Below are 14,107 nucleotides of genomic sequence, written 5' to 3'. Positions count from 1 at the left end.
ACAACAACCCCGCAGAAGTGTCTGCTGGGGGATGTATAGCCCCAGCTAATCTAGCTCATCAAGGTATTCGTCAAGTAACTCATCGTTTTCTTGATTAACAGGCATGTCGCCATCATACACTTTGTAGTCCATATGCTGTAAGTAAGCGTCTTTTACAAATGCGTATGGATCGAGAGCATTGTCTAATAACCTTTCTTGGTCAATTGCTTCAGCACGAGAGTGCAAGCCTTTGAGACCCCATTTCAATACCGATTGCCAAAAAGTTAACTCGGATAAAGGAAAGTATAGACTATCCACCCAATCTGATGCGATTTCTCTTGTCACAAAAGGGCCATAAAACGGTGCCATAAAATACGGACCATTCGGAACACCGTAATACCCTAACACTTCATTAAAGGCGTCTTGTTTACGGTGCATTCCCATCATATCGGCCACATCAATAACACCGAGCAAACCAATCGTAGTGTTAACCGTAAAACGGCCCCCCGCATTGGCAGCCCACATCCATTTACCTTGTAAGGTATTGTTAATAAGTGAGCTGGGCTCTTCTAGGTTGTATACAAAATTATTAATACCCGTTTTAATGGGATGCGGCACATAATCTTTATAGCCATGAGCAACGGGTCTTAAAATATATTGATCAACATACAAATAGTTGAAATCCCACATAGTGCGGTTAAATCCCTCAAACGGATCTCGAGGATCGTTATAAGTGATTTCAATTGCGGGTGATGATTCTTGGGTAACTTGAGGCGCGTCATCTTGAGCATACACAGGCATACTTAACACAACAAACGCCTGAAGTAATATCCATTTATACTTCATAACACTCTCTTAAAAATGACAAAAGGGACTGCTCAATAAACTGCTAATTTTGTCTTTTTATTAAAGCAATTTCTGTTCAAGTCGATATAATTTAACCGGCTAAAGCAAGGCGTAGCCTTGTTGTTTGTTCTCTCAATAGCGGGTTAGCTTTGTCTTGTTACCAGCAACTATCCACATGGCATGAATTAAATTGCCCCAATAAAAGGTAACAAGAGCGCTAAGGATACTTATACTGTTGACAATATCAAACAAAAATTTGTAAATGAAAATAAATTCAGTGTTAGGTTAATCGGTTTGATTATTGTGCAAAATGTTCGCTTAATAGGATTTATATGGCGGTGCCACCTACAAACATAACTACAACTACACCCAGCCCTGCAACGCCAAAAGTGGCGAATGCAAGTCAACAAGTGTCGCCTGATATTCAACAAAAGCAAGCAACTGTAGCAAGCACCGCAACCCCCAAAGCAACATCAGATCTTGCTGCTGTGTTATTACCTGTAAAACTACAACAACCACAAACGACGGTGTCGACGGATCTTGATATCACCATTCAAAATCAACAATATCAACTGACAAAGACCGCTGAATTACAAAAATTATTACAACAAACCGCTCAAGTAGTGATTACCAGCGAGCAAGCAAAAGCGGTAACTAAAGCTGCTAATCTAGCCTTAACTCAAGGAACGAATACGGCTCAACCCACCAACATGCCGCAACAGTTTGCTCCTGCGGTGACAGTAAACCAGCCAGCTGTTAGTGTCATTTCAACGCAACTGGTGTTATTGGCACAGACTATTAACTTAACGTTACCGACATCGTTAACGGAACTAGCCCAACAAAATGGGGTGTCGACTCAGCAGCTATCATCATTAGCCTCTCGCCCACAAGGTTACACCCTACCGACAGCGCAAATCTCTCAAGGACTGCTCACCTTTACCGATGGTCCAAGCATTAAGTTGCCTCATACTATTGCCCTGAGTGAAGGCCAATACCTTGCTAAAGTAGTTGTTAATCAGCAACAGTTACAACTCGCACTTACCCCCGTTGTAGCAAAAGTTAATGTAGACTTGGTAAAACAAGCAGCTGCCATGCCTGATTTACAGTCTAACAATGTGGTTTTAACCAAAAATGAGCCGGCACAAATCCTCAGCCAATTTTTAAAAAAGCTTGAAGCGACCCCATTGCCGAGCACTAATAGCCCAAAAACTCCTGTTAATCAAAGTGGCATAAATCAAAACACCATTAATCAAAACAGTATCAATCAAAGTAAGCCTGCAACAGGCAGTACAAGTACAAACGATGTCGTTAATTCGGCTCAACAAGCCAGTCGTAATATCGCGATTTCAGGTGCTAACAGCACGAGTAATATTGCTAACGGATTAGGCAGTCGCCCTGAGATAGGGCTAAGCATTGGTAATGGTAATACTGGTGTCAGTGCAGCAAAAGAAATACCCGTTAATTTATCGACAACCGTTGTGACATCAGCAAGCACAGGCATAAAAACGAACAGTGGCAATGAACAACAAAGTTCGCAGCAAACGTCAGCGATAAAGCCACAGGGACGACAAGGTGGTCAACATATAACACCAACAGATATTGGTCATCACACTCAAAAAGTGTCAGGACAACAATTAACAACCAGTCATACCAATTCTTCCATATCGTCAGCAACTATGTCAGTGGTTCAGAATCCTCAAACAATATCAACGGCACAAGCAACACAAACAACTCCAAGCATTCAAACGACACAAACAACTTCGAATGCTCAAGTACCCCAAGCACCCCAAGCAACTCAGAGCATTCCTCCCGTGGCAAATATCTCAGTCACTAATGATGCAGCTCAATCTACGCAAACAGTAAACAAAGATCCCCAGCCAATAGAAGTGCTCAATAAAGCTTTATCTAAAGCGGGAGCAATGCCAATAAAACAACAGCAAAATTTACAACTGCCCAATAGCTTAGCCACGGAATTATTAAAACATTTACCGCAAATGAGCCCACATCCATTAAGTGCATTAAGCGACCCACATTTACTGAGCCATGAACTCCACAGCCTTGCCAGTTTAAACCTTGCTCAATCTATTCTGCCTTCAAACTCTGCAAGCTCTCCACTTTATTCTGGCGGGGCCATCACAACATTGTTTCAACTGCTACTTGGCGTGAAAGTCCAATCAAACAGCTCAGGCATCAGTGCAAAATTACAAGATCATTTAGCTCAATTACAGCAGCGAACCTTAGCAAAATTAACCGGAAACTCTAGCTTGCTTGGTGCGCTGGATAAACTCGGTGGCGCTGACTCAATGGCTCAACTTGCCAACAGTATTGCTATGTACCAACAAGCGAGCACAGATCAAAATCAAGCGATGACCTGGTACTTTGCATTACCTTATTCAATAAATCAGCGTGATGAACAGTTTGAAGGCAAATTTGAACATGACAGCGAGCAAGACCAAGAGAAAGGCGGCTGGAAATTACAGTTAAAATTTAACCTAGCACAGGGTTCATTGCTTATTTGTGCCCATAAGAAAGCGGATAAGTTAGATATTCAATTTAAAGGTAACAGCCAATCTCTACTCGAAAGAGTCGATAAATTTAATGGCGCACTGGCCACAAAAATTAGCCAAATAGGTCTGACCCCTGGGACGTTTAGCTCGCAGTTAACCCACATTCCTGCCACATTATTACCTGGCGACCATTATCTGGTTAAAACAAGGGCATAAACCATGAATGATGAATCAAAAAAAACACAACAAGCAGTCGCACTCAGCTTCGACGGCATTAGTGCACCAAAGATTACCGCCACAGGTAAGGACTTAGTCGCTGATGAAATCATTGCCATCGCCAAAAGTGCAGGGATCCACATTCATCAAGACCCACATTTAAGCGAGTTTTTACAGTTACTCGAGCTTGGCGAAGAAATCCCCAAAGAACTTTATTTACTCATTGCGGAATTAATTGCATTTGTTTATATGCTAGACGGTAAATTCCCAGAGCAATGGAGTAACCTTCATCAAAAAATAGTTGCTCAGGCATAGCAACATGCTCAACAAACGTAAGTTGTTTCAGCTGTTTGACTACAACAAAAATTGATAGCTAAACTTAGCGACAATAAACAGTCCCCCCAAACCTAGACCACTTAAACAGAGTTCCGCCAAACGGTCTTGGTCAAATGCAAGCCAATCATTAAATGAGGCGTAAAATCGTAATGAAATACCGTATAGCACAATAAAGGCCAGTGAGATAAAGCTGTAGAGGTAGTGTTCAGGGTAAAAAAACGTCAATAACGGGATAAACGCCAACACATAATCACCGCTTTTATATTCAAAACGAGTATTATTTTCGATGATGATATCCAGCAGCATTTGCAAAGGTATGACGATTACCAGCAAGCCTAACAACAAAATAAAGTCCATCACTACTCCGTTAATCTGTGATAAACACAAACAATGTTCGCTTTAGTAAAAACGAGCCGACCATTAAGAGTAAAAGACCGAGCCAAGCAACCATTTATCACAAGATATTTAGATTTAAGCTCAGAGATAAGACCGCCAGCATTTGAGCTAACGGCAAAGGCACCACAAAAGTACCGCGCAATACAATCCATTATAAATTCCATTTATAAGTGTTTCGTCCATTTCAAACCGTCACTATATCAATAATAAAAGTGAGCGCTACAAAACTGTGCAGATGACAAAACTTATAGCTTTTTTACAGCACACAATCAATAATTTACATAATGTAAGTGATATTTACATACTATATAATTAGATCCGTTAAACGAATTGACATCTACAACGATGTGATCGAGTTAATGCTTGATATAATTTATCGGAATATTTAGTTCATTTTTGACTGTTTTATTTTACATTGCGCACAACTATAGTGCACACTTCAACTTTGATGATTTTACCCGTCGCAATACAGCTTCACCGAGTCAATAACAGTATTAAAGCTGAACAAGATCATACGTAACAAAAGAGAGAGATGATGTCAATAAAAGCCAACTTGTTAGTTACACTTTCAGGGTTAGCAGTCGTTCCAGCTGCTCAAGCTCAGATGGTAGACTTTGACGATTACGGCCCATTAAGGGTTTATGCTCAATCCCCTATGCAATCAATAAACCACAGCCCATTGTTGCGCTCAGGATTCTCATTACCCAATGACCAGAAAGAATGGTATATCACGGCCAACATTGGGAGCATGTGGTCTGAGTCAGATGTACTGTTGGCCGATTACTACCAAAATACTCTCACGGGTGGCATAAAGTGGCAGATGTCTGATGCGTTAATGTTAGATATTAATTATCGCTGGGGATTTAGTGCTGATAATCATTTAGACTCTCTCACAATGTGGTTTCATGACGCGTTTGGATTTGACCAAAATGGTCGTCAAGATCAAGCCAAGCATCAAAACCAAATTCATTCAGATAAGTATGGCATTCACATTGACGATTTAAGCGGTGAAACCCTCGAAAACGCCATAACGGCATACTTAGGTTACCAGCTCCTACAAAGTGAACATCATGGGTTATCTATTGGTGCTAGCCTATATTTAAAATCTGTCGACAGTGGCCCATTTGCTGAAGATTCGTTTGCGCAAAGTATTCAAATAAACTACAGCTACAAAAATGGTCCACATCATGTGAATTCAAGCTTGGGAGTCAGTTTTATTGAAGACACCGAGTCGATATCAACCAATAGTTATGACGACCGTTTCACCACGATTGCGATTGGCTATGAATATCGTAGTGGTCGCCACGGTTGGTTAGCAGAAATACACAGATATGCAGGATTGGTAAGCTGGGATGAAAACTTCTCTGATGCGTCTCATGAAGCTTTACTCGGTTACCGTTACTACTTAAACACCAGTGCAATTGAATTCACTCTGGTTGAAAACTTTGAAAATATGGATAACAGTGCAGATATTGCGTATACGCTAGGCTACCGTCAGAAATTTTGATCAACAGGGCATTATATTGCCCTGTTTAACTCTCTAAACAGTGGCTAGCTCTGCTGCCATAACCTCTGCACCTAGCACTCTGTTTCTGCCACGGTTCTTAGCTAAATAAAGTTGTTTATCTGCGGCTTCAATAAGGATATTAGCCGACACATCACGGGTAGGCACTATGGTTGCAACACCCGCACTGATGGTGACATAACTCGACACTTGTGAGCTTTCGTGGGCTATTTTAAGTGACACAATACTGTCGACAATTTGTTGAGCGACATAAGTCCCACCAATCAAATCGGTATTAGGCAAAATACAGACAAACTCTTCACCGCCATAGCGAGCAACTAAATCGTAAGGGCGGTTAACCGTATCATGAATTTTTTGTGCCACTTGTCGCAAGCACACGTCTCCTTCGGTATGGCCGTAGGTATCATTAAACGACTTAAAGAAATCAATATCTAATAAAATCATCGTTAACGGTTGTTGCTCACGGCTGCATTGTAACCAGTTAACAGGCAGCACCTGTTCAAAGCTACGTCGATTCGCGACACCGGTTAATCCATCTAACAATGCAATTGAGCGTAATAAATCAGACTGTGACTTCAACTTAATCTGATTTTTAACTCGCGCTTTGGTAATAACAGGGTTTATTGGTTTGTGAATAAAATCAACCGCACCAAGCTTAAAACCTTTAACCTCTTTATCTTCATCAAAGTGACCTGAAATAAAAATAACAGCAATGTCTTGAGTGTTGGGATCATTTTTTAAATGCGCGCACACATCAAAACCATTTAAGATTGGCATTTCAATGTCTAATAACACCAGATCAGGCTTCACTTTGTTACACATGTCTATGGCTTGATGACCATCACGAGCCATGTAAATATCATAATCATCTTGTAATAGTTGATGCAGTATTTTGATGTTGACGACCTGATCATCAACAAGCAAAATCTTACATTTCTCAGGGGAAGCCCCCAAAACATACTCATCAATGAACACGCATTACTCCTTCATAATCGACGTTAGGGTATCAATAGCGTCTAAAAACTCCAATTGACTTACTTGGGTGCTTAACCTTAACCACTGTTTATCCGCAGCAACATTGCTTAGCATGTTTTCAAGATAGTCAATCGCATCAAGGTTCTGTTCCACTAATAATGTCATCAGTTTAGCCTTTTTATCAGTTTCAATACTCTCTATCGGCAAATGTTGAGATTTATCCACATCGTTTGTCGAAATGACGTCATCGGGAAACAAAGTATCTAACATAAGCAAGCTATCGTTTATTTGCCCCTGCATTTGATTGACATAATCACTGGCATCAACACTATCAGTATTTTTGACCGAACGCTCTAATTGTTCTGCAAAAGCAGCAAGTCTTTTTGCACCGATATTGCTTGCAGTACCTTTTATCGTATGAGCAATAATATTAATGGCATCGTTATCACCTCGCTCAAAAGCTTGAGTGAGTAACGCTAATTGTTCAGACATTTCAATTGCAAAATGGTGTTTCACATCAATAAAAAAGGCGAGTTCACCACCAAAGCGACGCAATATCGACTCTGGGTTTTCAAGTACATCATCGCTGTCACTTTGGCTGTCAGACAATAACGCCTGTTCTGCAATTTGTAATGTTTTTGATTCGCGGCCCAATAGACCCAACATGCAAGGTAATAATAATGTCATGTCGATAGGTTTACCAATATGTTCATTCATCCCAGCTTCTAAACATAACGCTTTATCCGCTACAGAGGCATTAGCTGTCATGGCTAAAATCGGTAACTCAGCAAAACGACCGTCGGCACGAATAATCCGTGTCGCTTCTAAACCGTCCATGTCAGGCATTTGCATATCCATAATCACAATATCAAATAATTTATCAGAATGAGTGACCCATTCAACCCCTTCTCTCCCACCGGTTGCTAATGTCACCACAGCACCTTGCAAGCGTAATAATTCATCAATAACTTGGCGATTGAGTTGATTGTCCTCCACGACAAGAACTTTGATGCCTTGCAAGGTAAGATGAGTCACTTTTTTAGTTTCTAACGGTATTTCTTCACCGCTAATAGCCTGATGTACCGCCTCAAGCATTAAGTTCGCCGTAATCGGCTTGGTTAACATGTTCACAAATGGTTGTTGCTTATATTGTTTGGTTTGCTTCATTACCTCAGAGCCATAAGCCGTTAGCATAATAATGGCAGGGGCTACACCTTCTGGAAACATCGATTGAATATGTCGTGCTGTCGCTAAACCATCCATGTCAGGCATACGCCAGTCCATAATAATCACGTCATAATGGTTGGTGGCATGTAAGCTCTGATTAATAAGATTAATGGCCTGTTTACTGTTACCTGCTTCGTTAACATAAGCACCATGAGCCATCAGTGTTTTTGATAAAATTTTACGGCTCATTTTACTGTCATCAACTATCAGGATGTTTTTATCTTGTAAATCAATTTCTAGATGGGTATTTTTCATCTCGACTACTGTAAAAGACAACTCAAACCCAAAACGACTGCCGTGCTCTAACTCACTGGTTAATGTTAATTCTCCGCCCATCAGGTCCACTAAACGTTTCGTGATAGCAAGCCCCAACCCAGTGCCACCAAATCGCCTTGAAGTGGATGATTCTGCTTGTACAAAGCCTTGGAATATTTTATCGGCTTGCTCTTTGCTGATCCCGATGCCGCTGTCTGACACAGTAATAGTGAGTGTCACTTCATCCTGGGTAAGCTGATGACAATGCACCCCAACAATCACATGGCCCTGTGAGGTAAACTTAATGGCATTACCAGCAAGGTTTAACAATACTTGCCTTAAGCGCAGCTCATCACCTTCTATTAGGTAAGGAATCTCTGGGTCAAGATCAAAAATAACTTCTAGATTTTTACTGTGAACATTGGTCGCCAACATTACCGCCAGTTCACGCATCAAGGTTTCCATTTGAAATGGATGAAGATCAAGATCAAGCTTACCCGCATCGATTTTGGAGAAATCTAAAATGTCATTCAGTAACCCTAACAAGGATTTTGCGGCAATTTCTGCTTTGGTCACATAATCAAGTTGTTGGCGAGTCATATCGGAATGTTGTACTAACTGAAGCATGCCCAATACCGCATTCATGGGTGTGCGAATTTCATGGCTCATATTCGCTAAAAATGCTGACTTGGCAGCACTTGCCGCATCGGCAGCCTGTTTGGCTAACCGTAACGTTTGCTCTAATTCACGCTGTTCAGTAATATCACGATTAATCCCAACAACACGTATCGCTTTGCCCATTTTATCATAACTGATTTGCGCGCCGGCATGGATATAGCGCACCTGATCCGCACGATTGATAATCCTAAACGTCGGCTCATAAGTTGAGTGGGTCTCAATGGCTTGCTGTAATGCTTGCTCCGCCATATAAAGATCATCCGGGTGAATACGTTGTTGCCAATGTCGATAATTAAGGCCGTATTCCTTTATCTCCAGAGGATAATCGTACATCACAAACATACGATCGTTCCATTGCAAGTCATCCGTCAATAAATCTAAGTCCCATATACCCAGCTCTGCAACATCGGCAGCCTTTATCAATTGATTACTCGCCGACACTAACGCTTCTTGCTGCTTCAACATCGTATCAATATTAACAGCAACGCCAAGGTAACCTATAAGTTCACCAGACTCATTACGCATTGCCGTCACCGATAACGACACCTGACATTGGGTAAAGTCTTTGCGGACATAAGTCCAAGTGCGTGTCTCTGGGCCAAAATTTCTGGGCTTGTAAATCATCACATCAAATGCACTGATCTCTTCGCCAAATTCCTCAGTTAACTCTTTACCGCGTTGTCTAATTTCGGCAGGCACATGTAATATTGCCGGACTCATTTTACCCACAATCTCACTCGCACTATAACCTAACAATAATTCTGCACCGCGGTTGAACATGGTAATCACACCATCGTTGTCAGTTGAAATAATGGCAATTTCGGATGCTGCAGCAAGTACATTGGTCAATAATGAGGTCAGTTTAAGGTTTTCAAGTTGAGTGTGTTTACGCTCGGTAATATCAATTCGCAAGGCAATACAACGTTCTAATTCGCCATTGTTATCAAGGATCGGAGTGATGACTGTATCAAACCATTTCGCCCCCCCTTGCTTATCATGGTTGCACACTTCGCCGTGCCAACTATCACCATTAATAACGGTTTCCCACATGTCTTTCCAAAATGCATCATCGTGTTGACCCGATTTTAAAATAGAATGCTTTTGACCAATCATCTGCGCACGAGTATAGCCAGAGGCAATACAAAAATAATCGTTAACCGCTAATATCACGCCATCTTTATCTGTTTCAGAATATAAAAGTTGTTGGTTTATATTATCGAGTAAGGTTTTATTTTCAGAAAGAGCTTGCTGCAAAGCTTGTGTGCGCTCAGTGACTTTTAGTTCAAGGCTGGCATTTAGGCTTAAAATTTGTTTTTCTGCGTTTTGTTGCGCGGTAATGTCTCGAATAGTCTGGCTTACCCCAGTAATCACACCAAATTCATTATAAATAGCTAATGAGGTCATAGTGGTTGTGAGTAACTCATTATCTTTACGCTTATGGTGGCCAATAAAGTTCAATAATGGTTTACCCTTTACCACTTGTTCAAAAAGTGCGTTTTCTTGGCTTTGCCCTTCGTCTGCAACAATAAAACCATGTCCTTTATGGCCAACAACCTCGTCATTGGTGTAACCAAAGATAAGCTCTGCGCCTTGGTTCCACCCAGTGACCACTCCGTCACAATCATAACTAATAATGGCATCTTGCGAGTGCTCTAAAATATTGGCTCGTCGTTCATTATCAGCTAATACGAGCTGCTTTCGACCTAAGGTATAGTTATAAAATGCAATAAAAGATGCCAGCAGCAAACTCAAAATGAAGCCGTACGTGAACACAATATTAGGCGAGGTTAAATGAAATCCATTAACAAAATTGGGGTAAGCCACTAGCGACAGTTGCCAATGCCGACCAAAAACCTCACGTTCGACAGTCACTATATGTTCAGTTAATGGGCTTGAGTCATCGATATGAGTTTCATAAAAAGTCACAATATTGGCAGTATCGGTAATATCTTTAACCAATAACTTAGTGTTTGGTCGTGATAAAGATAAATCTTCAAAAACTTCATTGGCTACCAGTGGGGCATAACTCCAGCCAAAAGCCTGCTGTTCCCTTAAAGCAGGTAACTCAGGGGTGCCGCCACTTCGATAGATTGGCATCAAAATCAAAAATGCTTGTAATGGATTACCTGTTGCCTGCACTAAAGTGATAGGCCCAGTTAATCTGACCTCACCAGTTAAAATAGCATCTAAGGCGGCTTTTTTACGGTTTGCTTCAGAGGCGATATCTAAACCGATAGCGGAATAGTTCCGCTCTACGGGTTCAATATACTGAATGATATAGCGCTCGTCATTGTGAACGTTGAGCTGCCGAGTATTAAAGGTTGGCCAATCATCTAATTGCGCTGCACTAATAAATTTGTTTTCTTCAGCAGCACTGACGCGACGAATAAAACCAAACCCTCTAGCACCAGGAAACTCATCATCAATATCACGCGTCAAACTGTATTTATGAAACTCTTGCCGATTAATGCCCTCTTCTCCAGCAGTAAAAATAATCCCGCGCGCACTGCGTAAACCATACTGATACAACTGAATACGATCGGTAATATTATTTGTCACTTGCTCTGTGACGCCCTTAAGTTCATTAACAATGATGCTATTGTTCTTATTTTTAACACTTAAAGCGACACCAACACTAATGACTAAGCCAAAAGCAAATACTCCGATACCCAATTTAAGCACGTTTCTATAATTAGCAAATCTGGTCATGTTTATGATGAGTTTCAGGCCAAGGGAGTTTAACTGTGGACGATAACCCATTTTTTTACAAGCTACACATTGAAAAACATAGTTTTTTTAATACACAACATGAGTTAACTTTAACTTTTCGCACGAATTAAACACTTATAGCTAAATAAGCATTAGACAAATCAACACTCTGTATGCATGTGCAACGCCTAATCTAATCCATATGAAAAAAAATTCCCCCAAAAACAATAAAGACTCCTGATGCAGTAACCTTCATGATTTTTACTATTATCACTTATCGTCTAAGCGTTAATGTCTAACAATTGTCTTCGCAAGAGCATCAATTTGCATAATGTAGTATTAACCATCGCTTTTACCTTACTTATTAACCACAGCTGACCAATGCAATTTATCAAAAGCATACTCATTGATGCTTGGCTAAGAGCGAAGGTGTGGCTGACAATATTGTCAGCCACACCTAACTCGAACAGGCTCTCTTAATAATTATTATAAATTGAGACACGAGCTGTTTTTTGAACAGTCATTCAAACAATGGTATCATGCGAATTATAGTGTCAGTGGTATCAACGAGGGGGCTGAAATGGCAAAGAAAAATTATCAGCGAGAAGACGTATTAGACAACGTTATTAGTTTATTTTGGCAACAAGGTTATGCCGCATCAAGCATCCAGCAAATCACTAAAGCCACAGGGTTAAAACCTGGCAGCATCTATCATGAATTTGAAAGTAAAGAGAAGCTGTTTCAGGAAGCATTGGCTCGCTATGCCACAGCTTCAATCGGTGCTATTCACAAAAAAATGGCCGATACCGAAAACGTTAATGAGGGTATCAAGCAAATATTGGCTGATTTAGTCGAACAATCAAAAGCGTGTGATTACTGTGGCTGTTTTTTGATCAAGACTCAGCTCGAATTAGCATCACAAGGCAATAGCCTATACCAGTTTGCATCGATGCAATTGTCCAACATAGAAAAAATCTATACCGAATACCTCAGTCGCGTTTATAGCGACGAACTGGCTAAAGCATATGCAGCACAACTGATGACAGTGATTTTTGGTATTCGTATATACGGTTACCAGGCAGACTCGGCCAATACAATCACCCAAACATTTAACGCATTGCTGCCCTGGTTAAATGAGCATTAATGCGCAATAAATACTCATAATTGCTTAACAATATAACTTTCAGGCAATTAATTGCCTGAAAGTTATATTGTTCTATCTGTCAGACTGCTCACAATACAATCGACTCAATCAATGGCATGAATTCACACCAATATTAGTTTTTACCCTTTCAATTGGACATCTTAATCATCCGCTTTATCTGTTAGGCACACCAATTACATGCAAATTACATTGGATAAATCACCGTTTTGTGGCAACCTGAACAGATAACACATAGCGTTACATTTTAGTCTATTTACGAGTAACTTGACTCATTTCTAAGTCGACTTTGAGTTCTATCATACTTAAAGGATTACCTATTGCGTACATTCATCAAACAGCACCAAAACAGCACCGGCGAGCAACAGCAAGCTCGGATCATTACCTTGTTTTCGCTGGTTGGCATGTCTATTACCTTTTTAATGGGGTTACTCAGCTTATTTGGTCAAAACACCACGCTCTCTGTCGTATTATTTGTCGCCAGTACAATTTATTTAATCGCGTTTTTTTCTGTCAATCAATTCGAGCTAAAAATCGGCTCGACACTGGTCATTTATTCGCTCTATTTATTAATGTTTTACCTCGTTTTTAGCGGTGGAGTCGAGCACACAGGTCCCTTATGGATTTTTATTGTCGCGCCAGTGTCTGTTTATGTATTAGGGCTTCGCAATGGATTATTTAACCTATTCATCTTTATAATGATTATTTGTATCATCATCTTTTTACCACAACACATCATTGAACATGCGCAATACAGTAACAGTTACACCTTGCGACTTATCTTGTCGTTTTTAACCATGTCATTTTTATCTGCCCTGTATGAATACTCCAGAATGCAATCCTACATAAATGCACTTGAGCTCAGCAGACAATACCAAGAACTGGCCATGCGCGATCCACTCACCAAATTAGCCAACAGACGCAACGCCGCCGCCATTTTAGAACAAGAAAAATCAAGGTTGCAGCGTAACAATGAACCGTTATCGGTATTATTGTGCGATTTAGACCACTTTAAATTGGTTAACGACAAATACGGCCACAATGGTGGAGACATGGTGCTGACTGAATTATCAGCCCTCTTTAAAGAACAAGTTCGACAACAAGATTGTGTCGCCCGTTGGGGCGGAGAAGAGTTTTTAATTATTCTGCCGCAAACCTCGGCAGAGCAAGCGAGCATCATTGCTGAAAAAATCCGCAGCAGCGTTGAGCAATTCACCATCGACTTTGTTAAACTGCGTATTCCGGTGATGGTGAACACCGATTCCGGTTTTATCGTGAACACTTAAATTCCACGCA

9 protein-coding genes are annotated in these 14,107 nt (G+C 40.7%); 5 read left to right on the top strand and 4 right to left on the bottom strand.

Going from position 1 to position 14,107, the window contains the following annotated elements; translation table 11 throughout:
- Positions 1-45: 45 nt before the first annotated feature.
- Positions 46-825, bottom strand: a complete 780-nt coding sequence (locus tag IEY42_RS10630) for an MlaA family lipoprotein (RefSeq protein ID WP_188925204.1) — start codon at positions 823-825, stop codon at positions 46-48.
- A gap of 332 nt (positions 826-1,157) precedes the next feature.
- On the opposite strand from IEY42_RS10630, the gene IEY42_RS10625 reads away from it, so the two are divergent.
- Positions 1,158-3,548, top strand: coding sequence for a hypothetical protein (locus IEY42_RS10625; RefSeq protein WP_188925203.1), 2,391 nt, complete (start codon positions 1,158-1,160; stop codon positions 3,546-3,548).
- A 3-nt stretch (positions 3,549-3,551) separates the two neighbouring features.
- Positions 3,552-3,863 carry an EscU/YscU/HrcU family type III secretion system export apparatus switch protein gene (locus tag IEY42_RS10620; protein ID WP_188919029.1) on the top strand — a complete coding sequence of 104 codons (312 nt, stop codon included), beginning with the start codon at positions 3,552-3,554 and terminating at the stop codon, positions 3,861-3,863.
- A 39-nt stretch (positions 3,864-3,902) separates the two neighbouring features.
- Here IEY42_RS10620 and IEY42_RS10615 read toward each other — a convergent pair whose 3' ends face one another.
- Positions 3,903-4,241 carry a hypothetical protein gene (locus tag IEY42_RS10615; RefSeq protein ID WP_188925202.1) on the bottom strand — a complete coding sequence of 113 codons (339 nt, stop codon included), beginning with the start codon at positions 4,239-4,241 and terminating at the stop codon, positions 3,903-3,905.
- 571 nt (positions 4,242-4,812) lie between these two features.
- On the opposite strand from IEY42_RS10615, the gene IEY42_RS10610 reads away from it, so the two are divergent.
- A complete protein-coding gene (locus IEY42_RS10610) occupies positions 4,813-5,787 on the top strand; it encodes a DUF3187 family protein (protein WP_229780012.1) in 975 nt (324 codons plus the stop codon).
- A 33-nt stretch (positions 5,788-5,820) separates the two neighbouring features.
- On the opposite strand, the gene IEY42_RS10605 is transcribed toward IEY42_RS10610, so the two are convergent.
- Positions 5,821-6,780, bottom strand: coding sequence for a diguanylate cyclase (locus tag IEY42_RS10605; RefSeq protein WP_188925201.1), 960 nt, complete (start codon positions 6,778-6,780; stop codon positions 5,821-5,823).
- A 3-nt stretch (positions 6,781-6,783) separates the two neighbouring features.
- Positions 6,784-11,649, bottom strand: coding sequence for a PAS domain S-box protein (locus tag IEY42_RS10600; RefSeq protein ID WP_188925200.1), 4,866 nt, complete (start codon positions 11,647-11,649; stop codon positions 6,784-6,786).
- Positions 11,650-12,229: 580 nt separating this feature from the next.
- Between IEY42_RS10600 and IEY42_RS10595 the strand changes: the two genes are divergently transcribed.
- Both IEY42_RS10595 and IEY42_RS10590 read left to right on the top strand, forming a co-directional pair.
- A complete protein-coding gene (locus IEY42_RS10595) occupies positions 12,230-12,793 on the top strand; it encodes a TetR/AcrR family transcriptional regulator (protein WP_188925199.1) in 564 nt (187 codons plus the stop codon).
- Between the two features lie 338 nt (positions 12,794-13,131).
- On the top strand, positions 13,132-14,097 hold the full coding sequence (locus IEY42_RS10590) for a GGDEF domain-containing protein (protein ID WP_188925198.1): 966 nt from the start codon (positions 13,132-13,134) through the stop codon (positions 14,095-14,097).
- Positions 14,098-14,107: the final 10 nt, after the last annotated feature.

This window comes from Shewanella algicola, assembly GCF_014648035.1.
GTDB lineage: Bacteria > Pseudomonadota > Gammaproteobacteria > Enterobacterales > Shewanellaceae > Shewanella > Shewanella algicola.
Note: the sequence above shows the minus strand (reverse complement) of the source record. Positions and strands in the feature narration are given on the sequence as shown.

What these genes read in the sequence shown, in the direction of transcription:
- IEY42_RS10630 (WP_188925204.1), bottom strand. Translation starts at nt 825, where the DNA reads ATGAAGTATAAATGGATATTACTTCAGGCGTTTGTTGTGTTAAGTATG.
- IEY42_RS10625 (WP_188925203.1), top strand. Translation starts at nt 1,158, where the DNA reads ATGGCGGTGCCACCTACAAACATAACTACAACTACACCCAGCCCTGCA.
- IEY42_RS10620 (WP_188919029.1), top strand. Translation starts at nt 3,552, where the DNA reads ATGAATGATGAATCAAAAAAAACACAACAAGCAGTCGCACTCAGCTTC.
- IEY42_RS10615 (WP_188925202.1), bottom strand. Translation starts at nt 4,241, where the DNA reads ATGGACTTTATTTTGTTGTTAGGCTTGCTGGTAATCGTCATACCTTTG.
- IEY42_RS10610 (WP_229780012.1), top strand. Translation starts at nt 4,813, where the DNA reads ATGATGTCAATAAAAGCCAACTTGTTAGTTACACTTTCAGGGTTAGCA.
- IEY42_RS10600 (WP_188925200.1), bottom strand. Translation starts at nt 11,649, where the DNA reads ATGACCAGATTTGCTAATTATAGAAACGTGCTTAAATTGGGTATCGGA.
- IEY42_RS10595 (WP_188925199.1), top strand. Translation starts at nt 12,230, where the DNA reads ATGGCAAAGAAAAATTATCAGCGAGAAGACGTATTAGACAACGTTATT.